The sequence below is a fragment of the Undibacterium sp. genome (genome assembly GCF_030683615.1).
Taxonomy (GTDB): Bacteria; Pseudomonadota; Gammaproteobacteria; order Burkholderiales; family Burkholderiaceae_D; genus Undibacterium; species Undibacterium umbellatum.
In genome coordinates this window covers 65,111-91,703 of the sequence record NZ_JAUXQE010000021.1, presented here as the reverse complement: position 1 = coordinate 91,703, position 26,593 = coordinate 65,111, and the positions used below count along the sequence as shown (strand labels likewise).

Genomic DNA, 26,593 nt, shown 5'->3' with positions numbered 1-26,593 from the left:
ATGTTGTCACCTAATCTGGCAGGAAGAACGCTGCAATACAATCAAGTTTATCGAGGGGACGCAGCTCGTTTGGCATTACGCAAAGTGGTAGGCCATACTCACATGAGGAATGCCAGCTTCTTCAAAAATCTCACCATCGCGGGTGTAGCCTTCCTTGAGATAGAAATTCTCTGCTGACTGTTGTGCATTCAGGCGCACAGCCACCTCACCCCTAGCCTGTGCTTCATTCATAAGGGCACGTAAAATCCTTGCACCTACACCCGATCCTCGCGCCGTTGCGAGCACCGCCATGCGGCCTATATGTGCATCTGGCAACAGGCGGCCTGTTCCTACAGCTTGCCCATTGGCATCATAAGCAACCGCATGCAAACATTCAGCATCGGCGGCATCCCATTCCAATTCGGCAGGGATTTTTTGCTCAATGACAAACACTTCATAGCGTATTGCTTGCGCATCTTTTTGCAGCGTAGCCCAGTCGGCAATGACCAGGCGCAGGTTTTCAGTATTCATGGTCGGATATCCACAGGTGCATGCGTCTCATAGGATGAAATTATCTCACGCCATTCATCTGTGACTGCAACTGCCTTGCGTTTTTCAGTATCTGCATAGACATACACCAACTCGCCGGATATCAGATGGTTTTCACCAAGATAAATTTCGAGAACGAATTGGAGCGAAGACCTGCCTATGCTGGCACAGCGTACACCGACATCAAGCTCATCATCAAACCTGGCTGGTGCCATGTATTCTACTGTGGATTTGCGGGCAAACAGCTCCCTCCCCTCTGCGGCTTGCGCAATCACATTTGGCAGACCGATAGCACGCCAGTATTCGGTAAAGGCGACATCAAAGTAATTGAGGTAATTGCCATTAAAAACTATGGCTTGCATGTCAACTTCAGACCAGCGCACTCGCAAGCTATGAAAGAAAGCAAAATCTGCTTTGGCCATAAACCCTAACCCTGCAAAAATTGACGAATAAGACGGTTGACGCGTTCCGGCTGCTCATGGATGACCCAGTGTGAGCCTTCTGGAATGCGCTGTATCTGGATATCATCGACAAAACTCTCGATACCATCCAGCAAAGTCTTGGGTAGCGCCTTATCGTTTTCACCCCAGATGACGCGAGTAGGTACCTTGACCTGGAAATCAGCCGGATTCAGATTCAACTGCAGAGGTCCAGGGTTTTTATCAGTCGGCGGATGTAATGGCGAAGCACGGTAATAATTGACGCCACCGCTCAAACCTCGCGCCCAGCAAGCATGATATGCGGCTCTGGTATCTGCATCAAACCAGCTTGCCTCACCTTGCCCCATGCCATTGAAGAAACCATCCATGAGAGCAAAATCATCTTTGGCAAGTGCTTCTTCAGAACCAGGATTGCGCAACCAGTTCATGTATTCACTGCAAGTTCCTTGCGCAGGGTCAGTTGCTAACGCTTGCATGAACAGATAGGGATGCGGAGAATTAATAATGATTAATTTTTCAAACAAGGCAGGCAGAGCAATCGCCATATTCCAGCATACCGCCCCACCCCAGTCATGCGCGACGACCGTGGCTTGCTGATAACCCAGATGGGCAATCAACAAACGCAAGTCATCAACAATATGCCTGGCCTTGTAGGCAGCAACATCCGTTGGCATGTCTGACAGATTGAAGCCGCGCAAGTCCGGTGCTACGGCAAAATAATCCTGTCCAAACTCAGCCAGTTGTGCCGACCATTCATACCAGAACTCTGGAAAGCCATGCACGAACAAGATCAATGGCCTGCCTCGCTCACCCGCACAGGCAAAATGCAGGCGGGTTCCATTCTCCAGTGTAGCAAACTGATTGCTTAGTATCTCTGCTGTCATCAATGCTTCTCCCTGATGTTTGAAAGTGATGATCAGGCCTTGAGCTTCGCTCTGAGCATGTCACGAATATGCGGTGCAGCCTTGTAAGGATCACCTGGATTGCGTTGCAAGACTATGTCTTCCATGCGTTCCTGCACATTACCCAGGGCACCGGTATGAGAGAAGATGTAGAACTGTTCGTCAGCAATTGCCTTGAAGGTGTTTTCAGCCACTTCTTCGGCGGTTACCTTGCCAGAATTCACAGCCTTGTCTGACATGGCCTGTGCCGCTCTCTGGCTGGCGGTCGGTGCAGAACCTGGCACATCTTCAGGGCGGTTTCTATGGGATTGTGAAATGCCGGTAGGCACGAAATAAGGGCACAGTACAGAAGCGCCTATCGGTGCTTCTACCAGTTTCAAATCCTGGTACAGGGATTCTGACAGAGAAACTACTGCATGCTTGGAGACGTTATACACACCCATGGTCGGCGCATTGAGCAGGCCAGCCATGGATGCCGTGTTGACGATATGCCCTTCAAATTGTGGATCTTTCTTTGCGCATTCCAGCATCAAATTGGTGAAGATGCGCACACCATGAATCACACCCCAGAGATTGACGCCCAATACCCATTCCCAGTCTGCCTGGGTATTTTCCCAAACCAGACCGCCAGAACCGACACCGGCATTATTGAACACCAGATGCACGGCACCAAATTTCTCCATGGTGGCATCAGCCAGGGCCTGCACTTCTTCTGCATGGCGTACATCGCAACGCATGGCCAACACCTGTGCACCTTGCGCTTCCAGCTCTGCTCTGGTTTTATCCAGGGCATCTTGCTGCACATCAGCCAGTACCAGCTTCATACCCAGGCGTGCGCCGATAATCGCAAATTCACGGCCAAAACCGCTGGCACCACCGGTGATTACGGCTACTCTGTCTTTAAATACTTTCATGTTGTCTCCTGTATGTGATTTATTAAATTTATTTGTTTTGGATTAATTTATTTTGCGCGTTTCATCTGGAAGCCTACACGTGGGAAATGCACGACCACGGTTCCAGCACGTTCATCTTGACGACGCACGGCCAATTCATTTTCGCTGGCAATGAGCAGTTCCCCCACGACAGGATCCAGCGCATAGTCGGTCGGCATGATGGCAACTTGCTCACCCAACGCTATGCCATGGCTGTCAATAAAATTGCGCCCTGCTGTATCAAAGCCATGCGCATTTTTGGCGATCTCAAGTGCTTCTGCGCTGCTCAGAGCTTCGGACTGGTGATAACCGAAAGCAGCGATACGGCCCATCCACTCCAGCAGCTTTGGATAAGCGTCGAAAACAGGATTGATCGTTGGAGCCAGTCGTATCAGCCACAAAGCCTGATACACAGAGAAATCAGCAATGCTGGCTTGTGTACCCAGCAGAAACGGCGTATCTCCGCTGAGCATATTTTCCAGGCGACTTAAGTATTCTAAAAGCTGCCCTTTGGCTTCACCCATGCTGGTGCGCGGCATATTGCCACGCATGGTGGCACGGTCTGCACTGAAGGCCTGCAATTCTTCAGCGCTGATATTGCCGAATATGGATTGGATAGCCGCTGGCTGAAATGCATAGGGGATTGCTGTCCAGAACAGCGTAGTATCCGCCCATTGTGCCAGATTGCGCGCCAGACCATTGATAGCTGCCGGGTATAGAGCAGGTGCGGGCGATCGTTTTTCCAGCACCTCAGCAATCAAAGACGTATCGCAATAAATATCTCCACCGATTTGCAGTATCGGCGTGCGTCGGTAACCACCTGTCAATGCCGTCACATCCGGCTTGGGCATGATGATGGGTACCGTTACAGATTTCCACTTCAATTGTTTGAAACCGAAAATCAGGCGAATCTTTTCTGAAAATGGAGAAATCGCAAAATTATGGAAAATAAGGTCGGACATGATTGCTCTGTGCTCTTCAGGTTTATGCGACTAACTCAAATAAGCTTCACCAATTGCTTGCCGAAGTTCTTACCTTTCAACAGTCCAATAAATGCTTCTGGCGCAGCAGCAATCCCTTCAGCGACGGATTCACGGAATTTCAATTTACCGGTCGCAACCAGGCCACCCAATTCTTTCAAACCTTGCGGCCACAAATCCATGTGTTCAGAGACAATGAAGCCACGCATGGTCAGGCGCATGGTCAAAAATACCCGCGCATTCTTGATGCTCAGTTGCTCGCCGTTATATCCGGCAATCAAACCACACAGGGCGATACGGCCAAAGGCATTCATGCGCGCCAGGCTGGCATCAAAGATTTCACCACCGACGTTTTCAAAAACGGCATCAATACCATCTGGTGTTGCGGCGGCAAGATCGATTTCCAGATTGCCTGCCTTGTAATCGATGCAGGCATCAAAGCCCAGTTCATTGACGACATAAGCACATTTGTCTGCACCACCGGCTATACCGACCACGCGGCAACCCAGTTGCTTGCCCAGTTGACCAACTACGCTGCCCACTGCACCACTGGCGGCAGATACCACGATAGTTTCACCAGCCTTGGGCTGCATGATCTGGGTCAGGCCATACCAGGCAGTCAGCCCAGGCATACCAACCGAACCCAGGTAGGCCGACAATGGAATGTGAGTCGTATCGACTTTACGCAGCAACAAGCCATCAGACACGCCCATTTCTGACCAGCCCAGCATGCCTATGACTTTGTCACCGACGTTGAACTTGGCATTCTTGCTGGCGACTACTTCACCTACGGTGCCGCCTATCATGGTTTCGCCTATCACTTGTGGGGCTGCATAGCTTTTCGCATCTTCCATGCGGCCACGCATGTAAGGGTCCAGCGACATGTAGTGATTGCGCACCAAAAGCTCGCCATCCTTGAGTTCAGGAACAGGCAGGGATTCAAGGCGGAAATTGTCTGGCACGACCTGGCCTTTCGGACGGGAAGCCAGCACAATACGTTGGTAAGAAAGTTGAGAACTAGTGATCATGATTTGCTCATTTCATCAAGTGATTTGCCAAAGCCTGGAAGGCACGATAAGTGACAGGGTCAGTCGCACCATTGGCAGCAATGGGATGGGAAGAAAATTTAACGATGACCATTTCAGCCACCGGGTCGATATAAATACGTTGTCCGTGTATGCCACGGGCTTCAAATGTCTGGTGGCTGTTATGCCCTACCCACCACATATTGCGGTAGGAGTAACCAGGTAAAGTGGCATAGCCAGCTTTAGCGAATTTGGCTGGATCAGCACCCTTGCGTATGTCTTCTACAGCAGCGGCAGGAATGATTTGCTGGCCATTGAACTTGCCATTCAGGCGCATCATTTCACCAAAGCGTGCCATATCGCGTAGCGTCAGGTTCAGGCCACCGCCGCCCTGCTCGGTGCCTACGCTATCCACAGAAAAATAGGCATCATTTTCGGTACCCAGTTTTTGCCAGATACATTCAGACAAGAGATCAGATAAATTTTGCCCGGTAGCGCGTTTGACTATCCAGGCCAGCACTTCAGCATTGACCGTCTTATAGGCAAATGCTTCGTCATGCTTGCCTTCTTTTTTTAATTTCACCAGGAAGTCATAAAAGGTTTTAGGCCCATCATAAGTTGCGGCTGTTGGCAGCAAGCCGCCTGACCTGGCGTAATCCCAGACTTCAGCTTTGGGGTCAGCATAATTTTCAGAATACTGAACACCTATGGTCATGTCCATGACCTGCCGCACGGCAGCGTCGCCATAGGCGGTGTCTTTGAGTTCGGGAATATATTGTGTGACGGGTGCGCTGGGATCCAGTTTACCCTCTGCCGCTAAAGTCGCAGCCAGCGTACCTACAAAAGACTTGGTGACCGACATGGCGATATGCGGCAAGTAGGTCTTGGTAATGCCCAAGTAACGCTCGTAAACTATCTTGCCTTTATGCAGCACCAGTATGCTGTCAGTATAAGTGAGGGAGTGCATATCCGCCCAGCTTACATCGCTGCCCTTTTCATCGGCAAATCGCAATTTATCGAGATCACGCAAAGCTACCGGCAAAACTGAAACCGGGCCTGCGCCATGCCAGACATTGCTGGTAGGTCCCAGTTCTCGCCCATGCGAAAACGACCAGCGGGTACGGGGAAACTGATAATTGCTGCCGTTGGCAAACTTGATTATCTTGTCAGGCGCAGGCGGGAAGCCTTGCATCCATCCCATTTTTTGCGGATCACTTGCATCTGCATCGGGCAAGGCAGTTTGTGCCGAAGAAATGCTCATGAATGGTCCACCGATTAAAGCAAAGAAAAGAATTGCAAAGCGAGTCTGCTGCATGTTTGTCTCCATTTATTTTTTATTGGACTTGCAGGCACTACTTACTAATTATTAGAATTCACGAGACTTTAATCACTACCATAAAGTTTTTTCATATTTTCGCCAGACTTCAAACGTCGCAGATATTTGAATGTCCCCATGGCTTTGGCAATGAGTTTGTCGCCATTCCAGACTTCGCCTTCGCAAAAGCACATGGTGGTGGATTGATGAAAAGCCTTGCCTCGCGCCTCCATGCGGCCACCCGGTACACCGCCTGGCTGCAGGAAGGTGGTTTTCATCTCTACAGTGACGACTCCCTTGAGGTCGCTACTCATGGACCGGCCAGCCATCGCCATCACCACATCAAGCATGGTCATAATCACGCCGCCATGGGCTATTTGCCAGCTATTCATGTGACGCTCGGTCAAATCCAGTGCCAGACGCGCATGACCATTTTCCATTTCCAGGAATTCAACACCCAAGTCATGAAGAAAGGGATTCAATACCGGCGTCGGTTGCGCAATGGGAAGCTCCGCATGAGAATTCGCCTCCGTCATACCGCAGAAACCCCACCATCCACTGCCAGGGTCTGCCCGGTAATATGTTTGCCCGCATCACTGGCAAACAGCATGGCTGCACCCTTCAAATCTTCGTCATCACCTATGCGTTGCAGAGGTGCTTCTTTGGCGAGTTTTTCTTCGCCGAGGTTCTCCAGTATGCCCTTGGTCATTTTGGAGGGAAAAAATCCTGGGGCAATCGCATTCACAGTAATGCCATGCACACCCCACTCACCAGCCAAGGTACGTGTAAAGTTAATGACGGCAGCCTTGGAAGTGTTATAGGCAATCGTCTGCATGGTGCCAGGTGCATTACCAGCCAGACCAGCGATAGAGGCAATATTAATGATACGGCCATACTTGCGCGGTATCATCGAACGCTTACCGACAGCCTGCGAGATCAAAAAGATGCTGCGAATATTCAGGTTCATGACCTTATCCCAGGCATCAACCGGATAATCTTCTGCCGGTGCGCCCCAGGTAGCACCAGCGTTATTGATGAGGATATCGATATGCCCAAGACGGGATAGTGTTTCATCTACCAATGGTTGTACCGCTGCTTCTTTAGACAAATCGGCAGCAATTGCGCTGGCATCTATACCACGGCTTTTCAGGTGGGCGACAGCTTCATCCAGGTCAGATTGTTTACGCGAAGACAGCACCACTTTAGCACCCTGCTCACCCAATGCTTCTGCCATTTGCAGACCCAGGCCGCGTGAACCACCAGTAATCAGGGCAGTCTTTCCATGCAGGTCAAATAATTGTTGTACGGTGCGAATCGCTTTGCTCATTTTTTTGTCTCCGGTATGTGCGGCCACCACCTGTCTGCGAGCAGACAGGAAGGGCATCGTTTGTTATGGGTTTTTAATAATTTCAGGGCTATGGTTCAGAACCAGGCATCTTGCATATCGAAAGTCGTCATATCGATATTCGATAGCAAATCCAGCTGAGGATGAACGCGTGGCAATTCCCAGTGGAAGAAGTATTTACAAGCCTGCAGTTTGCCAGCATAGAAATCAGCATCATGGTGATTTTCTTTGTTCAGGCATAATGTAGCTTGTTCCAGCCACATCCAGGCAACAACGGCATGACCAAAAACCTCAAGATAAGCGGAAGCATTTGCCAGGGTTTTATTGGCATCCCCCACCCCATGCAATTGTTGCGTTACACTGGCCAGTCTTTGCAGCACACGTGCCAGTGATTTGGTATAGGCCAGCAATTCAGGATGTGCGGCCGCTCTCGCCAGGGTCTTGTGCATGATTTCACCCAACGCTTCCAGCGCGGCACCTTCTTGCATGACAACTTTGCGGCCAAGCAGATCCAGCCCCTGAATACCGTGCGTGCCTTCGTGTATTGGATTGAGGCGGTTGTCGCGGTAAAACTGCTCTACATTATATTCACGGGTGTAGCCATAGCCGCCATGGACTTGTATAGCGAGATTATTCGCTTCCAGACACCATTGTGATGGCCAGGATTTGGCGATAGGCGTCAATATTTCCAGCATCTGTGCTGCGTGGGTACGCGCTTCAGGCGATGGGGCGGTACGCTCTTCGTCGACCAGGCGGGCACAAAACAAATTCAATGCGAGGCCACCTTCAACATAGGCTTTTTGTGCCAGCAACATGCGCTTGACGTCAGTATGTTCAATAATGGGCACTTGCGGTGCTGCAGGGTCTTTGTTTAGCGGTGCACGTCCCTGAGGACGGTTACGGGCATAATCGAGCGCATGCAGATAGCCGGTATAGCCCAGCATGACAGCACCCAAACCGACACCTATACGTGCCTCATTCATCATGTGAAACATGTTAGCCATGCCACGGTGCAAAGTGCCTACGAGGTAACCTATCGCGCCAGCTTTTCCTTGCGGCTTGAATTTACCTTCACCAAAATTCAGCATGCAATTGGTGGTGCCGCGATACCCCATTTTGTGATTCAGACCAGCCAGCACCACGTCATTACGCTCACCGAGGCTACCATCCGAATTCACCAATTTTTTCGGCACGATGAAAAGTGAGATACCTTTCACACCAGGTATCAGCTTGCCACTTGCGTCCGGCACCTTGGCCAGCACCAGATGCACGATATTTTCGGCCAGCTCATGTTCGCCTGCCGATATCCACATTTTGTTGCCAGTCAGTCGATAAGTGCCATCTTCTTGCGGCTCTGCCCTGGTGACAATATCAGACAAGCTGGAACCAGCTTGCGGTTCCGACAAACACATGGTTCCAAAGAAGCGGCCTTCCAGCATGGGTTTGACGAAGGTTTCTATCTGCTCAGGCGTACCACATTTGAGTAAGGTATTGGCATTGCCGATGGTCAGGAAGGGATAAGATGCAGTGCCGACATTCGCCCCTTTAAAGTATGCAAAACCAGCTTTTTCAACGACGCAGGGCAACTGCATGCCGCCGACATCAAAGTCTTGCCCGGCCGCCATCAGGCCTGCTTCGCAAAAGGCTTTCAGGGCCGTCTTCACCTCAGGAATCATATGCACTTCTTCGCCATCGAAGTGCGGCTCCTGCTGGTCATTTTTTTTATTGTGGGTAGCGAACAGGTCTGTCGCTATTTGTTCGCAGGTATCAAGAGCGGCATTGAAAGTTTCGCGGCTATGGTCGGCGAAACGCGCCCTTTGATTCAGTGACTCTACATTCAGCCATTCATACAGCATGAATTCGAGATCACGGCGGGAAAGAATTTTAGATTGCATGGCTTTATCTGGATAAAAGAGATGAGGTACTCATTTTGCCCAAACCGCATGACAACATCATACAGCCTGGGCACCCGACATGCATCCAGCTTAGACTACTTCAAACAAACCTGCAGCGCCCTGGCCGCCACCAATACACATGGTCACCACTACATATTTTGCACCACGGCGTTTGCCTTCAATCAGTGCATGGCCAGTCAGGCGTGCACCTGAGACACCGTAAGGATGGCCCACGGCAATCGCACCACCATTGACATTCAATTTATCCATAGGGATGCCGAGTTTGTCTGCGCAATACAAGACTTGCACGGCAAATGCCTCATTCAATTCCCACAAGCCTATGTCTTCAACTTTGAGGCCGGCTTTTTTCAGCAATTTGGGAATCGCAAAGACCGGGCCTATACCCATTTCATCTGGCTCGCATCCTGCAATCGCAAAACCACGGAAAATACCCAATGGTTGCAAGCCCTTTGCTTCAGCCAGTTTGCTGCTCATCAGAATGGCAACAGAAGCGCCGTCAGAAAACTGGCTGGCGTTACCGGCAGTAATCACACCACCTGGCACTGCGGTACGGATTTTGGAGACGCCTTCGAGCGTGGTATCTGCACGTATGCCTTCATCGGCAGAAATGGTGACCTCTTTGGTGATCAGCATGCCAGTCGTTTTATCGGCGACACCCATGACCGTCGTCATTGGTACGATCTCGGCATCAAACAAACCTGCAGCCTGGGCTGCGGCTGCGCGCAACTGGCTTTGTACGCCGTACTCATCCTGACGTTCGCGTGGAATACCATAACGCTTGGCGACGGTTTCTGCTGTTTGCAGCATAGGCCAGTAAACTTCTGGCTTGTGTTGCTTCAACCAGGTTTCAACGATCATGTGGCTATTGGCTTCGTTTTGTACGCAAGAGATAGACTCGACACCGCCTGCCGCATAGACATCGCCTTCACCGGCAATAATTCTTTGTGCTGCCAGGGCAATGGTCTGCAATCCAGAAGAGCAAAAACGATTGACCGTCATGCCAGCAGTAGTTACCGGGCAACCTGCACGCAAAGCGATCTGACGGGCAATATTGCTGCCAGTTGCACCTTCTGGTGTGGCGCAACCCATGATGACATCTTCCACCTCGCCGGCTTCAATCTTCGCACGGGTAATGGCAGCATTGAGCACATGGCCACCCATAGTGGCACCATGCGTCATGTTGAAAGCGCCCTTCCAGGATTTTGCAAGGCCAGTGCGGGCGGTGGATACGATAACTGCGTCAGACATGTAGATCTCCTGATTGATATAAGTATGTGTACAGGCTGGAACTGCTGATAACCATCATAAATAGTAATTTGCCCTTTGCAAACCAACATGCAGGAACAAACTGCCATAACCCTGTTTTGCTTGAATCGAAATGCCGGAATAAAAAGCCTTTAGATCAAGCGCAAAAAAGAGAATATCACATTTTAGTACGACCGTTCGCAAATTAATTTCATCTCACTCTACGCATCAATATTGCTCTTTTTTACATAATCAGGATAGCTATTTTGTAAGTTTCTGTAAGTTTCGAGCAAGCAAGCCGTAAGTTTCGACTTGCACACTTTGCTTGCAATAAAAAATTATGTCGGAAATGTGATTGTTCAATTCCGGCCACTTTTTTTAGCAAACTTAATATACTTAAAAAACAGGAGACAAGCATGGCGACAGCACCTATCGCAACGTCAGGCGGCATGACATCCGAAGAACGCAAGGTTATTTTTGCTTCTTCGCTGGGCACCGTCTTTGAATGGTACGACTTTTATCTCTACGGCTCACTCGCATCCATCATTGCCAAACAATTCTTTGCTGGCACTGACCCCAATACTGCCTTCATCTTTGCCTTGCTGGCATTTGCGGCAGGCTTTATCGTACGCCCCTTTGGTGCACTGGTGTTCGGACGCCTTGGCGATATGATAGGCCGCAAGTACACCTTCCTGGTCACTATCCTGATCATGGGTGCATCTACGTTCTGCGTGGGCTTGTTACCCAACTATGCAACCATAGGTATTGCTGCGCCGGTTATCCTGATCACTTTGCGTATCCTGCAAGGTCTGGCGCTGGGTGGTGAATATGGCGGTGCTGCAACCTATGTGGCAGAACATGCACCGCATGGCAAACGCGGCGCCTTCACGGCATGGATACAGACGACAGCTACGCTGGGCCTGTTCCTGTCCCTGATGGTGATTCTTGGCACACGCATGGCAATTGGTGAAGAAGAATTTGCTAGCTGGGGCTGGCGCATTCCTTTCCTGGTCTCGGTTTTCTTGTTGGCAATTTCTGTATGGATCCGTTTATCCATGAATGAATCGCCAGCCTTTGCGAAAATGAAGGCCGAGGGGAAAACGTCCAAAGCGCCTTTGACAGAATCTTTCGGTCAATGGAAAAATCTAAAGATCGTTATTCTGGCATTGCTGGGTTTGACTGCCGGTCAAGCGGTGGTCTGGTACACAGGGCAATTCTATGCTTTGTTCTTCCTGCAACAAACATTGAAAGTGGACGGCCCTACTGCCAACATCCTGATTGCAGCATCCCTGGTAATTGGTACGCCATTCTTTATCGTGTTTGGTTCCTTGTCCGATAAAATCGGCCGCAAACCTATCATTATGGCTGGCTGTTTGATCGCTGCATTAACCTACTTCCCTATCTTCAGCGCATTGACGCATTATGCCAACCCTGCGCTAGAGGCAGCATTGAAAAATGCACCAGTCGTGGTCACTGCAGACCCAGGTGATTGCCAATTCCAGTTCAACCCTACCGGCACGAAGAAATTTACCTCTTCCTGCGACATCGTCAAGGCTAAGTTGGCCGCAGCTTCAGTCAATTATTCGAATGAAGTTGCTGCACCTGGAACCATTGCCTCTGTTAAAGTTGGTGACAAAGTCATCACTTCATACAACGCCAACGGCTTGCCAAAAGACGAAGCAGCTGCAAAAGACAAGGCTTTCTCCAAAGAGCTGGCTGAGTCAATTAAAGCTGCAGGCTACCCAGCAAAAGCTGACCCTGCACAAGTCAACAAACCTATGGTCTTGCTCTTGCTGGTCATATTGGTGCTGTATGTAACGATGGTATACGGTCCTATCGCTGCGATGCTGGTGGAAATGTTCCCAACCCGCATACGCTACACTTCGATGTCCCTGCCTTACCATATCGGTAACGGCTGGTTTGGTGGTTTGCTGCCAACCACAGCATTTGCTCTGGTGGCTTTCAAGGGCGATATTTACTACGGCTTGTGGTACCCAATCATCATCGCTCTGGCAACATTTGTTATTGGCGTCTTCTTCGTCAAAGAAACCAAAGATAATGATATCTATGCGGCTGATTGATATTAGCTGAGTTCAACCAAGCAATACGCAAGAAGCACAAAAGCCCGCTCGTCAAATGACGAGCGGGCTTTTTCAATTTGCTTATCTACAAAGTGTAATGCATATGCAAACTGGCTTGCCCTGCAACAACTTTCAATTGAGCATCACTGCCAACCACCAGACTTGCGCGGGTCGATACATGCCCAAATGGCAGACCAGTTATCAATGGCACCCCAATTAGGCTGCCTATATAAGCTAACATGGCATTGAAGTCATAGCCGTTATCATGCACAGCCAGTTTGTAGGCGGAAAAGTTGCCGAGGACTATGGCTTTTTGCTTATTCAGTACACCAGCAAAATGCAATTGCAACAGCATGCGTTCTATGCGATATGGGTGCTCGCCTATGTCTTCCAGGAACAATATACCGTCTTGGACTTCAGACCAGTATGGCGTGCCAATAGCATGCGTCAACATGGCCAGGTTCCCCCCCCATAACTTGCCCTGCACCAGCACTTCTTGATCTGTGCCGGTTTCAAATTCGACGACGTGTGTGGAATTACTGACGCATGATTTGAATTGTTGCAGTGTATATTCAACTGGCTGTTCACGTATGTAATCATCGCACAGCATGGGGCCGGCAACACTCATTCGGCCACGTTGCAACATTGCAAGATGAAGCAGAGTGAAATCACTGTAACCAACAAAGCACTTGCCGCTATTTGCCAACAAGTCAAAGTCAATCAATGGCATCAGTCTTGACATGCCATAGCTGCCACGCAAGGCCATGACTATCTGCACATCAGGATTCTGCGCAGCTTCATGAAATTGCCTGACACGTTCGGCGTCAGTTGCACCAAAGCGCTGGAATTTGGCATCAGCTTCATAGTAGTTGTGCACCTTAAAATCTTGTCCAGCCAAACGCTGCAAACCACGGTCTATGAGGCTATCATCCAAAGGAGCACCGCTGGGGGCGATGATGGCTATTCCGGTTTGCGTGCTTTGTTCAGGCATAGTGTATTTCACTCTTGGGTAGAAGATGAGCTCTCAGTGGCTGCCAGCTTTTTTTGTGCCGCTGCAGCACGCCGATGGGAAAAAAAATCTTTCAGCAAGCTACTACATTCGTCTGCCAATACCCCGCCGGTCACTTGCGTGTGATGATTCAATTGTCCATGTTCAAACACATTCAGCAAAGAACCTGCCACACCCGTTTTAGGATCACTGGCAGCATAAATGACACGTGCCAGCCTGGCGTGCATCATCGCTCCTGCACACATCATGCAAGGCTCAAGGGTCACGTAGAGTTCACATCCAGGCAGGCGGTAATTACCGATCAATTCAGCCGCTGCACGCAGGGCCATGATTTCAGCATGGGCAGTTGGGTCGTGTGTGCCTATCGGGCGGTTATAACCGCTGGCGATGATCACGCCGTCTTTAACGACGACAGCACCAACCGGCACTTCACCTTCATTTCTGGCCAGCAAGGCTTGCTGGTAGGCTGCCTGCATGAACTGGATATCACGCAGGCTCTGCTGGTTCTGCTGCCCTTGCGGTGGCAGATTTTGCTCTTCAACCATTACCCGTCTATCTCAGCCCAGCAATTTGGGGTTTCATAGAGGGTAACCTTGGTCAATTCCAGGGTGCGGCCAAACCTGCCGTGATAAACCACCTTCAAAATATCAAAAGCGATCTTGGCCAGATTTTCCACCGTCGGTACGCGATCTATCACCACAGTCTTGTGGCCTGGCAGTTTCTCCAGGAAATTCTTGATGATGTAATCCTTCTCGTAGACGATGAAGGAATGGTCCCACAGATTCACCAAATGCTCGTTAGCGAGCGCCTTGATATCACCAAAATCCATGATCATGCCGTTATCCGACTCGCCATCCTTCTGGACGACCTCACCTGTCAGAGTAATTTGCAGCGTGTAACGGTGACCGTGCAAATTGCGACACTGGCTGCTGTGATCGGGAATGCGATGGCCTGCATCGAATTCCAACTTTCTGGTAATCGTTAACATGAAAACTCAAGGAATCTGTAATAGTTTATGGGTTTGCAAACTCAGCTTCCATTGCGGATGCTGTTTGCAGAATTCAATTGCGAGACGCAAATTATCGTCTCTTAAAGGGCCATCCATGGCTTGTACAAAGTAATGTTCAAAATCAAGATTTGCATATGCTGCCATGTCCTGACCAAACTGCGGGATCACCACTTTGAGCTCACTACCCTTGCGAACGACCAGTTCTGACCCCATTTTAGGGCTGACACAAATCCAGTCCACACCTTCAGGAACAGGCAAAGTACCATTGGTTTCTATGGCAATCTCAAAACCCACTGCATGCATGGCATCAATCAAGGAAGCATCAAGTTGCAACAAGGGTTCGCCACCAGTAAACACCACATACTTACTTGCAGTATAGGCCACTGGCCACAAAGCATTGATCGTCGCAGCCAGCTCGGCGGCCAGCTTGAACTTGCCACCACCCTCGCCGTTTGTACCAACAAAATCAGTATCACAAAACTGACAAACCGCAGTTGACCTGTCTTCTTCGCGCCCCGACCACAAGTTGCAGCCAGAAAAACGACAAAACACCGCCGGGCGCCCGGCATGATTGCCCTCGCCCTGTAGAGTATAAAAAATTTCTTTGACGCTATAAGTCACGTCTTATTCCCGCAAGATGATCAGCAGCGACTTAAAGGCTGCACAGGCAAGGCTTTTGACAAAGCCGCTCTCTTTTACACCACATGAAAATGCAGTATATGAAATTTAGTGCGTTTTTGGAACGCAAAAGGGAGACATGATACCACGGACTGGCATATTGGCCTTCTGACTCGCATGTAGCCCCAGTGCAAGCTAGTCGAGAATCCAATATCAATTATTAAATAAACATCACTATCGGGGCAAAATAAGACCCCAGCAATGACGCAGGCTTCCGTAGTGTTTCGTTCCTTAAGTTGCCTGAGCTACCAGACCTGAAATCATTCCCACTACTTATTAATTGCTATTGAAAACGTAGCACTGACGTCTAATTCCAAATCATCCATATAGGGAATACCATGTTAAATACAACGATTAGAATCGTGCAGCAAAGAGAACAATAGAATTGTTAAACCATATCACCTAGGCAAAAAAAATTGGCCGCCCCATATCAAGGCTAACAACGTAAGCGCGTAGCCAAAATTTCCCGTGATGGACTTGAATGTTGTGACTTGATCAGTAATGACGATCTACGACAGTTGCAAGCTACCGATTAGCCGTGTCACGGCTAATCCGATCGCCCAATCAGTTAGATCGGACTTCACGAACATATCGGAGCCCGAAAAATCCCTTGCCGCTCACCAACAAAGCATTTTCGCCAACCTTCAGATGTTTGTATCGTCGATTTTGATCAAGTAGGCTACGGGTTTCAAAAGGCGCCTGATTCATTACGAATGTAAATCTATGACTTCTCTTCCCAACATTTCCAACCAGTTTTATGTCCGACACATTAACGGCAATAACTTCTGGTTCCGAGAAATCCAGAATGTAATTTGCGTATAGGAATAATGGCAGCAGAGTCCCTCCTAATACACCGACGGTTGCCATCGTTGCTGCAAATATTTGTAGAGAATAAAAACCATAAGGTAGCTTTGTAGCAAGGTATAAACCTGATAGAGATCCAATCAATGAGAGAACGAACATCCAAAAGCCGAAGTTGCTTGCATTCTCTCTATCCCAAAGAACCACGTCAGATGAAATAATCCAAAACATGGACAACATTGACATGGACATCACTATTGAGCCAACAATGAACATTCTTCGTAGGCGATTTTGAAATAAGACATCTGCCTCAACACGCCCTGTCGTACTCTTCGATTCTTTGCGCCATGACTCATATGGCCGGGCAAACCATGGTTTTTCTTCTTTGCGCATTGGGATCTAACGTGGAAGTGAGGTACAGCCGGAGCGAAGCATGGGGAACCACAAACGAATGCGATAATTTAGCACAAATATAACAAAGTCAAGGAGTAACGTACAAATCCGAACACAAGGGATTACGTCTTAAATAGTCTAGGCGTCAGCTCATGCACCTTGGTTGCAGGATGTTGCCCCACGGGCTGAAATACATCCACGAAGTAATTGTAGGTTTAACGTAGAAGTAACAGATACACGAGAGCAAAAAAGTTAACAACCTACTATAGCAGATATTCGCTCACGCGCACATGCGCGGGGAACCTTGTTACCACTAACAACCCTTTATACCCACGTGGCTATGGCGCCATTCCCGCACCGACCCAACGTGACAGTTCCCTGATAACCGTTGATCGTGTAGTTGTGCCAAAATGAAATAGAACCTGTAGGTGTGACAGCGACATACAACCTGTTACGGTCATTCACTTTATATTTTTTTCTTGCGACTTGAGATTGCGTAGTTTGGTATCGGTGAGTATTAGAAAACGTCGTTTTTTGTTAGCAATACCACGATTAAAAACAGTCGATCTATTTTCATAATTGTCAATAAATTCAACAACTTAGCAAATTAAAATAACATGCCCATCAAAAAACCATGGCATGGTATCAATCGATAACCTCAAAATGAGTAGTGATAATACCATCAACTATGCCATTAAAAATAATTGCTTGGCCGTACTTTTCCTTGCCAGATATTGCCAGACCAAAAATGCAAAAAGCCCGCAATGACGCGGGCTTTCGGGGTGTTTCGTGCTTTTAGTTGCCTGATGTTGCTAGACCTAAAATCATTCCCATTCTATCGTCGCAGGCGGCTTACCTGAAATGTCATAGACAACGCGGTTGATGCCGCGCACTTCGTTAATGATGCGGTTAGACACCTTGCCCAGCAAGTCATGTGGTAAATGTGCCCAGTGGGCGGTCATGAAGTCCTGAGTTTGTACGGCGCGCAGGGCAACCACGTATTCGTAAGTGCGGCCGTCGCCCATGACGCCTACGGATTTAACCGGCAGGAATACAGCGAATGCCTGGCTAGTGGCGTCATACCAGCTTTGCGGTTTTTCTGCATGGGGGTCCACATAGGTGCTACGCAATTCTTCGATGAAAATGGCGTCAGCGCGACGCAGCAGGTCTGCGAATTCTTTCTTTACTTCACCAAGTATGCGCACACCCAGGCCAGGGCCAGGGAAAGGATGGCGGTAGACCATGCTGTGTGGCAGGCCCAGGGCAACGCCCAGTTTGCGTACTTCATCCTTGAACAGTTCACGCAGAGGCTCAAGCAATTTGAGGTTCAATGTGTCTGGCAATCCGCCGACGTTGTGATGGCTCTTGATGGTGTGCGAACCTTTTTTACCCTTGCCCGCACTTTCGATGACGTCTGGGTAAATCGTGCCCTGTGCCAGCCATTTGGCATTGCTCAACTTGCCAGATTCAACCTGGAAGACTTCAACAAATTCGCGGCCTATGATCTTGCGTTTGGCTTCTGGATCACTAACACCGGCCAAGTGGCCCATGAATTGTGCAGTCGCATCAACGTGGATGACTTTGACGCCGAGGTTGTTGGCAAACATTTCCATGACCATCTTGCCTTCGTCAAGACGCAGCAGGCCGTGGTCTACGAATACGCAGGTCAGCTTGTCGCCGATGGCGCGGTGTATCAGCGCTGCTGCCACGCTGCTGTCTACTCCACCGGACAAACCCAGGATGACTTCATCATCACCCACCTGGGCACGTATGGAAGCAACGGCCTCGGAGATGTAGTCAGGCATGTTCCAGTCTGATTTGCAGCCACAGATTTCATGCACGAAGCGGCCAAGTATGGCTTCGCCTTGCAGGGTGTGCGTTACTTCGGGGTGGAATTGCACGGCGTAGAAACGGCGCTCTTCATCAGCCATTGCCGCTATGGGGCAATTGTCTGTGGATGCCATCAATTTGAACCCTGGCGGCATTTCATTGACTTTGTCACCGTGACTCATCCATACCTTGAGCATGCCATGACCTTCTGGAGTAACAAAGTCATTGATTTCTCGAAATAAGGCGGTATGACCGCGAGCGCGGACTTCGGCGTAGCCAAATTCACGTACCAGGCCATTTTCAACCTTGCCACCGAGCTGTTCAGCCATGGTTTGCATACCATAACAAATACCCAATACAGGCACTCCGGCTTCATAGACGGCAGCAGGTGCACGAGGAGTATCACCCTCAGTCACACTGCTAGGGCCGCCGGATAAAATAATGCCGGCTGCGCCATAATTTTTGATGAATTCATCGCTGACATCATAAGGATGAACTTCAGAAAAAACACCTGCATCACGAACGCGGCGAGCGATCAATTGTGTGACTTGGGAACCAAAATCAAGGATAAGAATTTTTGAGTGCATAAATCAAATTATCATGTCAGGTTGCACAGGCGTAGCCTGGACAACACAATTGTTTCCTGCATTTCTGGCGGAAAGCAGGGCTTTTTCTGCAAGGCTAACTAAGGTTTCCGGTTCAGCTTCAGGGAAAATATCTGTCGATGCAGTACCAGCGCTGATTGTTAACGCAGCATTCACCGAATCGATATTTTCCGGGTGCATCATCACAGAGGCACGAATACGCTCTCCCACAGCCGTAGCAACCAGATGCGATGCACCTGGCAGAACAACCAACAGCAAATCGGTGCCGAAACGCCCCAGGGCGTCAAATGGCCGTACACAAGAGCGGATGCGACTAACAGTTTTTACCAGGATCATGTCGGTCGCGGCAACTCCATGCACTTCACGCAAAAATTCCATCTGATCAACGCTGGCGATCAGCAAGGCCAGAGGCTTCATGGCTTTGGCGCAACGCTCCATTTCCAGCTTCAATGAGCGAACGATGGCTGATTTGTTCCACGTACCCAACAGGGGATCGATCAAGGAATCGCGTTTTAGATTGCGGTTTTGCTTGATGATTTCGAGTTGGCTCTGGTACAGGGCACCAAAGGCCATTTCACGCTCAGCCATTGAAGCTAGATCAGATAACGATTGCCTTTCTTCGTCATCCAGGTCACGGGGCTGATAATCAATCAGGACAACGCTACCTATGAGCTGATTGGTATGATCAAAGATAGGATTGGAAGCAAAAAAACGTATGTGCGGCGCACCCACTACCATTGGGTGCTTCCCCAGATGCTCATGCAGAAGCAAATCAGGTATGACCAGAATCTCGTCGACCGGTGGTATCGAGTCACTGAACTCTGCTTCCATGTTAGTGATGGAATGAACCAGATATTCAAATCTGGCGCCAAGTTGCCCAAGGCTGATGAAGCAGTTAGCCACATTGAACAACTTGATGCCGAGACGCTCAAACCGCCCCACGCGCAATTCCATCTTCTCTGAGACCAGGCGCTCAAAACCCGAGCTGACCGGTGTCGTCGTAGTCGGACTGGAACGCTCTAAGTTCGTTGACATACCACTCTCCGGACATCCTCAATTCGGGCCATGCATTACTCTTTAGTCAGCACGGTAATTCGGTGCTTCCTTGGTGATTTGCACGTCATGGACATGTGACTCACGCATACCGGCAGAAGTAATTTCAACGAACTCGGATTTGGTATGCAAGTCATCTATAGTCGCACATCCACAATACCCCATGGAAGAGCGTACGCCACCAACCAGTTGATACAGAATCGCCAGGACGCTGCCTTTGTAAGGCACGCGCCCTTCAATACCTTCTGGCACCAGTTTGTCAGCATTATTGGCAGCATCCTGGAAGTAACGATCGGCAGAACCATCTGCCATCGCACCCAGGCTGCCCATGCCACGATAAGATTTATAGCTACGTCCCTGGAACAGGATTACTTCACCTGGTGCTTCCTCAGTACCGGCGAACATGCTACCCATCATGACTGTAGATGCACCTGCGGCCAATGCCTTGGAGACATCGCCAGAAAAACGTACGCCACCGTCAGCGATACAAGGTACGCCAGTACCTTTGAGCGCATTGGCGACATTGGCAATCGCTGTAATTTGCGGCACACCTACACCAGCGACGATACGTGTAGTACAAATAGAGCCAGGTCCAATACCAACCTTGACTGCATCCGCACCATGCTCAACCAGGGCCAGCGCAGCAGCTGCCGTGGCTATATTGCCGCCGATGACTTCAATATGCGGGTAATTGGTTTTCACCCAGCGCACGCGATCCAGCACACCTTTGGAATGACCATGAGCAGTATCAACAACAATCACATCGACACCGGCTTTTGCCAACAGGTCTATGCGTTCTTCGTTATCAGGGCCAACGCCAACAGCTGCACCTACCCGCAACTTGCCTTGCTCATCTTTGGATGCAAAAGGATGTTCTGTTGATTTTTGGATATCTTTGACAGTAATCAGGCCGCGCAGCTCAAATGCCTCGTTGACAACCAGCACACGCTCCAGGCGGTGCTTGTTCATCAGGCGCTTGGCCTCTGCAAGATCTGCTGATTCATTGACGAACACGAGTTTTTCACGTGGGGTCATTTTGGCGCGTGCTTCTGCGTCCAGTTCTTCTTCGAAACGCAAATCCCGGTTAGTGATAATGCCAACTACCGTCTTGCCTTCAACCACAGGGAAGCCGCTGATACCGTGTTGCTGCGACAGCGCAATAACTTCGCGGATTTTCATGTTAGGCGGGATGGTGATGGGATCACGCAATACACCGGACTCGAATCGCTTAACCTTGGCAACTTCGCGGGCTTGCTCTTTTGCCGTCAGATTTTTGTGGATGATACCAATACCACCTTCTTGAGCCATGGCTATTGCCAGGCGTGCTTCGGTGACTGTATCCATCGCAGCTGATACCAGGGGGATATTCAGATTGATGTTGCGAGTCAATTTGGTCGCAAGCGAGGTATCTTTTGGGAGTATGTTCGAGTAAGCAGGGACGAGTAGCACGTCATCGAACGTGAGTGCTTTTTGGAGTAAACGCATAGCATTTCCTATAGGCGCAAAACCGAATTATACAGAAAACTTGCGAAGTCGTCTTGCTCCGTGTAAAACTCTTGCATAATTCCATGTTTTTTGAAAGCACATCATGTTTATTACCCGCTTTGCCTGCTCCATCTTATTGACGACTATTTTCTGCGCCAGCGCCCAAGCTCAATATGTCTGGCTGGACGAAAAAGGCCACAAGCAGTATTCGGACATGCCGCCTCCCGCTTCCGTCCCCAAGAGTAAGATACTCAAAGCGCCAGGTGGAATAGCCAAACCTACAACAACTGCCGCAGACGACAAACCAGCGTCAACTGCTAGTGAAGCGACCCCAAAATTGGAAAAACCGGTCACAACAGCCTCTAAAAACGAGGACTTCAACAAACGCAAGGCCGAACAAGCTGAAAAAGATAAAAAAGCGGAAGAAGAAAAGACAGCAGCCGCGGACAAGGCAAAAAATTGCGACAGAGCGCGCGGTTACCAACAAACCCTGAATTCCGGGGTCCGCATAAGTCGCACCGATAAAAACGGTGAAAAAAGCTATTTGACCGATGCCCAGCGCGAGCAAGAGGCTGCTGACGTGAAAAAAGCATTGGCTGGCTGCTAAAAAACTGCTCGGGGCAATCCCTACTGGTTCTGAGCCTGCTTTTTAGCCCTGCGCCTGCGTGCTTCCATAGGATCGGCGATCAGGGGACGGTAGATTTCTATCCTATCCCCTGCGTGCAATTTGGCATCCAGAGTTTTCAGCTTGCCAAAAACCCCAACTTTGAGGACTGAAACCTCAATTTCAGGATGGGTTTCGATAATGCCACTCTGCTCTATTACTTGCAGCACTGTGACTTCAGGGGCAACCTGTAAATCCAGCAAGCTGATTTTGTCCGTACCCGCATAACAGATCTGTACTTGCATGCTAGTATGCTCACCCATACAAAGCCTCGGCGCGTGCACAGAAAGAATCAACAAAGCTATTGGCGATCTTGGAAAAAACCGGACCTATCAGGTGTTCCAGCAATTTGCTGGAAAACTCATAGTTCAAATCAAATTCGATTTTGCAGGCATCTGCTCTTAATTCGGTGAATTTCCAGCATCCGGATAATTGCTTGAACGGTCCCTCCACCAGATTCATCTGCATGGAATGAGGGCGTTGATTGATATTGCGAGTTGTAAAATGTTGCCTCAAACCATGATAATTAATGGAGAGAGTGGCGACCAGCTCATGTTCAGTGCGCTCAGCCACCTTCACCTCACCGCACCACGGCAAGAATTGGGGGTAATTTTCAACTTGATCAACCAGAGCAAACATTTGCTCTGTGCTGTAAGCTACAAAAACTGTTTTATGTACAACTGCCATCAAGAAGAACCATTTGGTAGAATCACAGGTTCGCATTTTAACCGAGTCATAGACAGGACCAAAATGCATTCATGCATTTCCACACTCTAAATTGACCAATTTTCATCCTACATGAGCATCGCTGATAATAAAAAAGTATTCCACGATTACTTTGTCGAGGAACAATACGAAGCTGGCATCGTCCTGCAAGGCTGGGAAGTGAAAGCCATACGCGCAGGCCGCGCGCAGCTGAAAGAAGCCTATGTCATTGTCAAGAATGGCGAAATCTTCCTGTTTGGCGCCCATATCGGCGCCCTGCCAACCGCCTCCACCCATATTCATCCCGATTCTGTCCGCACTCGTAAATTATTGTTAAATGCGGCAGAAATCAGTAAATTGATAGGAAAAGTTGAGCGATCTGGCTACACCATGGTGCCGCTGAACCTGCATTTTGTTAAAGGACGAATCAAATGTCAGATCGGTCTGGCCAAAGGCAAGAAGCAACACGATAAGCGTGACACTGAGAGAGAGAAAGACTGGCAACGTGAACAACAAAAAGTCATGAAGCAAAACCGCCGTTAATTTTGCGGAATGACAAAGAAAGGATTAGCGCAAGGGTTTATATAATTCGTGTCCAACATCCTGAATCTGGCGGCGCAATGCGCGCCGCTCTTCCGGGCTAAGGCGATTAGGTTTTTGGGCATTTTCTGCAGCACCGCAAGCACGTTCGCCTATCCGGCGTGCGTCACTACAGCGCTCCAGCAAACTGCTCTTCTCACCTTGCTTATTAATTTGACGCTCACGTTGCTTGTCATCCTTGCGAACATTTTCGTCTTTAAGCTGCGGATTACCGCCATTGAAACGACCCCATAAACCTGCGTCACGATTGCCGTCTGCCAATGCGCTGCCCACCATTGCCAGCGACAGCATCAGGACAGAAATTTTTTTGTACGGTATATTCATTGACTTGAAAACGTGTGCACTTGCAGTGGCTTAGCTAATAATGCAAGCTAAAAATATAAACAAATTATTGCGGATTGCCATTCTATGCGTAAAAGCCCCTGACTTGCTAGCATCAAATTAGCTGATTTTAGTTTACGATAGTGATAAGAATTACGCAGTCCCATTCCGTAAAGTGTGTAACAGTTTGTAATTCAGAACAGTAATTTTGTATGCAAGCACATTCGATGACAGTACCATTAAGCCCATGAACACTACGCCCCCCACCACAGAATCCCCAAACACCAATTCCAGCAGCCCCAAGGCTAAAATTCTGGTTGTCGATGATGATCTGCGCTTGCGCGATTTACTACGCCGCTATCTGACAGAGCAGGGATTCCAGGTTGTCAGCGCTGAGAATGCCCAGGCCATGAATAAACTCTGGATACGTGAGCGCTATGACATGCTGGTACTGGATCTCATGCTACCGGGCGAAGATGGCCTGGCAATCTGCCGCCGCCTGCGTGGCGCTGGCGATAAAACGCCTATCATCATGCTGACCGCCAAAGGCGAAGAAGTTGACCGCATCATAGGCCTGGAGATGGGTGCGGATGACTATCTACCCAAACCATTCAGCCCACGTGAGCTCGTGGCCCGCATCAACGCAGTACTCCGCCGCAAAGCTCCTGATGAATTACCAGGCGCGCCTTCAGACGGCCCGCAAACCTTTGCCTTTGGTGACTTTGTACTTGATCTTGGTACGCGTACCCTGAAAAAACACAATGAGAATATCTCCCTGACTACAGGTGAATTTTCTGTACTTAAAGTCTTTGCCCGCCATGCCCGCCAACCACTGTCCAGAGAGAAGCTCATGGAATTGGCTCGTGGTCGCGAATACGAAGTATTTGACCGTAGCCTGGATGTACAAATTTCACGTCTGCGGAAACTGATAGAACCCGATCCCAGTAACCCACTTTACATCCAAACAGTATGGGGTCTGGGCTATGTCTTTATCCCCGATGGCCAGTCAAACTAATATTTTGCCTACCTCTTACTTTTTGTTGTTATTTCTGTCAATTTTGAATGCGTGATTATCTGAACAGTCTGGAATGGCTAAAAAGCGGACTGTTCTGGCGCACCTTTTTCATGCTGGCCGCGCTCGTGACTGCCAGTATGATTGCCTGGATGTCAAACTTCCGCACCCTAGAAACCACACCAAGAGCACAACAGTTAGCGGCACAAATCGTATCCATCGTCACAATCACGCGCGCCGCCCTCACTCACTCAGCGCCAGAAAAACGCCAGGAGCTTCTGCGTGACCTGGCCACGAAAGAAGGCGTGCAAATTTACTTGCTGGAAGACAGCGACCGCGTCGAAGAGCCTGAACTCACACCTTTTTTTCTCGAATCCAGCCCTCTGATGAAAAAAGGACTGGGCAACAACACTCGCTTTGCCAGTCAGATAAATGGCATAAGCGGCTTTTGGATCAGCTTTGACATTGAAGATGACCACTACTGGCTGAGATTGGAACAGAGCAGGCTTGATCCGCCCATAGGCCAGCAATTATTGAGCTGGGCTATACTCACCTTGTTCTTAACGTTGCTGGGCGCCGCCATCATTTCCAAATTGATTAATGATCCTTTATCCCGCTTAAGCAATGCGGCACGAGCGGTCGCCAAGGGTAAGCAGCCGCCGCCGCTACCACAAAAAGGACCGAAAGAAATTCGCGAAACAAATCTCAGTTTCAATACCATGATGGAAGATCTGGTCAGGATAGAAACTGACCGCTCCATCATTCTGGCCGGCATTTCGCATGACTTGCGTACGCCACTGGCACGCATGCAACTGGAAGTTGAAATGGCCAGCCTCAGCGACGATGCCAGAACCGGCATGCAATCCGACCTGCAACAGATGGATGACATCATTAGCCAGTTTCTTGACTATGCCAAGCCACTGGACAAAGTCGAATTTGAGCGAATCAACGTCAGCGAAGTCATGCAACAAGTCATGGATGAAGCCTTCCGCTTCCAGAATCTGCGCCTGCGCACAGCGATCACGCCGGGCATCCACGTCAATGGCAATCTCACCGAGCTCAAACGCCTGTTCAACAACATTGTAGAAAATGCCTGTCGCTACGGTAAAACATCAGGCTCCCCGGTGATTACTCTGGATGTACAATGCTCGCGCAAGAATAAGGATAGAAAGCTAGGCATACAAATTAGTTTCCGCGATCACGGTCAAGGCGTGGAAGAACAGGATCTTGTCCGATTATTGCGCCCATTCACTCGCGGCGATGCCTCGCGTAGCCAAGCCAATGGCTCAGGCCTGGGTCTAGCCATTGTTGACCGCATCATCAAAAGCCATGGCGGCAAATTGCGTATCTACAATCACGCTGAAGGTGGATTTGTTATTGTGATTGCACTGCAGGAAGCAAAAGAAACTTGAGCCCTGATGCACAGGCGTCACCTTCTTGTGGCAAAAACAACAGATTCACCCAGCTGAAATGTCGCACTTTCATTGGTAAAGAAGTTTTCGTTACTTTCGACAATATGAAGCAAGCCCCGTTTGAATTATACAAAGTCACAGTCGTAGTTTGTGAAACCTGCAAGTCACTGCTAGGCCAGCGATCGCTGTCACTATTCAATATGGCGCCCGCCCCCCAGACGAAATGGCAGGTATTTTCGACCATGGAATTGTGTTAGACATTGGCACAAATTCGTTGAATTCTCCGGCATCAAACAAAACGCCGCGC

General features: G+C 49.3%; 27 protein-coding genes and 1 pseudogene. 5 read left to right on the top strand and 23 right to left on the bottom strand.

What is annotated here, in order from left to right; translation table 11 throughout:
• Positions 1–75 precede the first annotated feature (75 nt).
• The 11 genes from Q8K39_RS09850 to Q8K39_RS09800 form a co-directional block, all read right to left on the bottom strand.
• Positions 76–510, bottom strand: a complete 435-nt coding sequence (locus Q8K39_RS09850) for a GNAT family N-acetyltransferase (protein WP_305259771.1) — start codon at positions 508–510, stop codon at positions 76–78.
• Positions 507–890 carry a thioesterase family protein gene (locus tag Q8K39_RS09845; protein WP_305259770.1) on the bottom strand — a complete coding sequence of 128 codons (384 nt, stop codon included), beginning with the start codon at positions 888–890 and terminating at the stop codon, positions 507–509. Before Q8K39_RS09845 ends, Q8K39_RS09850 begins: the two co-directional genes overlap by 4 nt.
• Before the next feature lie 65 nt (positions 891–955).
• Positions 956–1,852, bottom strand: coding sequence for an alpha/beta fold hydrolase (locus Q8K39_RS09840; RefSeq protein ID WP_305259769.1), 897 nt, complete (start codon positions 1,850–1,852; stop codon positions 956–958).
• A 32-nt stretch (positions 1,853–1,884) separates the two neighbouring features.
• Positions 1,885–2,784, bottom strand: coding sequence for an SDR family oxidoreductase (locus Q8K39_RS09835; RefSeq protein ID WP_305259768.1), 900 nt, complete (start codon positions 2,782–2,784; stop codon positions 1,885–1,887).
• A 47-nt stretch (positions 2,785–2,831) separates the two neighbouring features.
• Positions 2,832–3,764, bottom strand: a complete 933-nt coding sequence (locus Q8K39_RS09830) for a glutathione S-transferase family protein (protein ID WP_305259767.1) — start codon at positions 3,762–3,764, stop codon at positions 2,832–2,834.
• Positions 3,765–3,799: 35 nt separating this feature from the next.
• The gene (locus tag Q8K39_RS09825; protein ID WP_305259766.1) at positions 3,800–4,810 is read right to left on the bottom strand and encodes an NADP-dependent oxidoreductase; all 1,011 of its coding nucleotides are present in this window, start codon (positions 4,808–4,810) and stop codon (positions 3,800–3,802) included.
• Positions 4,811–4,817: 7 nt separating this feature from the next.
• Positions 4,818–6,068 (bottom strand): serine hydrolase, encoded by a 1,251-nt coding sequence (locus tag Q8K39_RS09820; RefSeq protein ID WP_305259765.1) that lies wholly within the window; start codon positions 6,066–6,068, stop codon positions 4,818–4,820.
• 122 nt (positions 6,069–6,190) lie between these two features.
• On the bottom strand, positions 6,191–6,658 hold the full coding sequence (locus tag Q8K39_RS09815) for a PaaI family thioesterase (RefSeq protein ID WP_186951544.1): 468 nt from the start codon (positions 6,656–6,658) through the stop codon (positions 6,191–6,193).
• On the bottom strand, positions 6,655–7,437 hold the full coding sequence (locus Q8K39_RS09810) for an SDR family oxidoreductase (RefSeq protein ID WP_305260310.1): 783 nt from the start codon (positions 7,435–7,437) through the stop codon (positions 6,655–6,657). Before Q8K39_RS09810 ends, Q8K39_RS09815 begins: the two co-directional genes overlap by 4 nt.
• 107 nt (positions 7,438–7,544) lie before the next feature.
• A complete protein-coding gene (locus tag Q8K39_RS09805) occupies positions 7,545–9,362 on the bottom strand; it encodes an acyl-CoA dehydrogenase (protein WP_305259764.1) in 1,818 nt (605 codons plus the stop codon).
• A 90-nt stretch (positions 9,363–9,452) separates the two neighbouring features.
• Entirely contained in the window at positions 9,453–10,631 is a 1,179-nt protein-coding gene (locus tag Q8K39_RS09800; protein ID WP_305259763.1) for an acetyl-CoA C-acyltransferase, read from the bottom strand.
• Between the two features lie 413 nt (positions 10,632–11,044).
• Here Q8K39_RS09800 and Q8K39_RS09795 point away from each other — a divergent pair, with 413 nt between their 5' ends.
• Positions 11,045–12,709, top strand: coding sequence for an MFS transporter (locus Q8K39_RS09795; RefSeq protein WP_305259762.1), 1,665 nt, complete (start codon positions 11,045–11,047; stop codon positions 12,707–12,709).
• A gap of 85 nt (positions 12,710–12,794) precedes the next feature.
• Here the strand turns inward: Q8K39_RS09795 and Q8K39_RS09790 are convergent, their stop codons facing one another.
• The 9 genes and pseudogenes from Q8K39_RS09790 to guaB form a co-directional block, all read right to left on the bottom strand.
• Positions 12,795–13,700: an LD-carboxypeptidase gene (locus Q8K39_RS09790; protein ID WP_305259761.1), complete on the bottom strand. Its 906-nt coding sequence runs from the start codon at positions 13,698–13,700 to the stop codon at positions 12,795–12,797.
• 8 nt (positions 13,701–13,708) lie between these two features.
• A complete protein-coding gene (gene tadA, locus Q8K39_RS09785; protein ID WP_305259760.1) occupies positions 13,709–14,263 on the bottom strand; it encodes a tRNA adenosine(34) deaminase TadA in 555 nt (184 codons plus the stop codon).
• Entirely contained in the window at positions 14,263–14,706 is a 444-nt protein-coding gene (queD, locus tag Q8K39_RS09780; protein WP_186951550.1) for a 6-carboxytetrahydropterin synthase QueD, read from the bottom strand. Before queD ends, tadA begins: the two co-directional genes overlap by 1 nt.
• Before the next feature lie 6 nt (positions 14,707–14,712).
• The gene (gene queE, locus Q8K39_RS09775; protein ID WP_186951551.1) at positions 14,713–15,348 is read right to left on the bottom strand and encodes a 7-carboxy-7-deazaguanine synthase; all 636 of its coding nucleotides are present in this window, start codon (positions 15,346–15,348) and stop codon (positions 14,713–14,715) included.
• Positions 15,349–15,969: 621 nt separating this feature from the next.
• Positions 15,970–16,599 (bottom strand): hypothetical protein, encoded by a 630-nt coding sequence (locus Q8K39_RS09770; protein WP_305259759.1) that lies wholly within the window; start codon positions 16,597–16,599, stop codon positions 15,970–15,972.
• Positions 16,600–16,938: 339 nt separating this feature from the next.
• Positions 16,939–17,117: pseudogene (locus tag Q8K39_RS09765) on the bottom strand (Arm DNA-binding domain-containing protein); the annotation flags it as partial.
• A 306-nt stretch (positions 17,118–17,423) separates the two neighbouring features.
• A complete protein-coding gene (gene guaA / locus Q8K39_RS09760; RefSeq protein WP_305259758.1) occupies positions 17,424–19,016 on the bottom strand; it encodes a glutamine-hydrolyzing GMP synthase in 1,593 nt (530 codons plus the stop codon).
• A 3-nt stretch (positions 19,017–19,019) separates the two neighbouring features.
• Positions 19,020–20,069, bottom strand: coding sequence for a GGDEF domain-containing protein (locus tag Q8K39_RS09755; protein WP_186951554.1), 1,050 nt, complete (start codon positions 20,067–20,069; stop codon positions 19,020–19,022).
• Positions 20,070–20,111: 42 nt separating this feature from the next.
• Positions 20,112–21,572, bottom strand: a complete 1,461-nt coding sequence (guaB, locus tag Q8K39_RS09750) for an IMP dehydrogenase (protein WP_186951555.1) — start codon at positions 21,570–21,572, stop codon at positions 20,112–20,114.
• A gap of 103 nt (positions 21,573–21,675) precedes the next feature.
• On the opposite strand from guaB, the gene Q8K39_RS09745 reads away from it, so the two are divergent.
• On the top strand, positions 21,676–22,179 hold the full coding sequence (locus Q8K39_RS09745) for a DUF4124 domain-containing protein (RefSeq protein ID WP_305259755.1): 504 nt from the start codon (positions 21,676–21,678) through the stop codon (positions 22,177–22,179).
• Between the two features lie 20 nt (positions 22,180–22,199).
• On the opposite strand, the gene Q8K39_RS09740 is transcribed toward Q8K39_RS09745, so the two are convergent.
• Together Q8K39_RS09740 and Q8K39_RS09735 are read right to left on the bottom strand one after the other, a co-directional pair.
• The gene (locus Q8K39_RS09740) at positions 22,200–22,481 is read right to left on the bottom strand and encodes an RnfH family protein (protein ID WP_305259754.1); all 282 of its coding nucleotides are present in this window, start codon (positions 22,479–22,481) and stop codon (positions 22,200–22,202) included.
• Between the two features lie 10 nt (positions 22,482–22,491).
• Positions 22,492–22,923 carry a type II toxin-antitoxin system RatA family toxin gene (locus tag Q8K39_RS09735; RefSeq protein WP_186951558.1) on the bottom strand — a complete coding sequence of 144 codons (432 nt, stop codon included), beginning with the start codon at positions 22,921–22,923 and terminating at the stop codon, positions 22,492–22,494.
• Between the two features lie 111 nt (positions 22,924–23,034).
• Here Q8K39_RS09735 and smpB point away from each other — a divergent pair, with 111 nt between their 5' ends.
• A complete protein-coding gene (gene smpB / locus Q8K39_RS09730; protein ID WP_305259752.1) occupies positions 23,035–23,484 on the top strand; it encodes an SsrA-binding protein SmpB in 450 nt (149 codons plus the stop codon).
• A gap of 24 nt (positions 23,485–23,508) precedes the next feature.
• On the opposite strand, the gene Q8K39_RS09725 is transcribed toward smpB, so the two are convergent.
• The gene (locus tag Q8K39_RS09725; protein ID WP_305259750.1) at positions 23,509–23,865 is read right to left on the bottom strand and encodes a hypothetical protein; all 357 of its coding nucleotides are present in this window, start codon (positions 23,863–23,865) and stop codon (positions 23,509–23,511) included.
• Between the two features lie 244 nt (positions 23,866–24,109).
• Here Q8K39_RS09725 and ompR point away from each other — a divergent pair, with 244 nt between their 5' ends.
• A complete protein-coding gene (ompR, locus tag Q8K39_RS09720) occupies positions 24,110–24,877 on the top strand; it encodes a two-component system response regulator OmpR (RefSeq protein ID WP_186951561.1) in 768 nt (255 codons plus the stop codon).
• 47 nt (positions 24,878–24,924) lie between these two features.
• Positions 24,925–26,286 carry an ATP-binding protein gene (locus Q8K39_RS09715; RefSeq protein ID WP_305259746.1) on the top strand — a complete coding sequence of 454 codons (1,362 nt, stop codon included), beginning with the start codon at positions 24,925–24,927 and terminating at the stop codon, positions 26,284–26,286.
• Positions 26,287–26,593 lie beyond the last annotated feature (307 nt).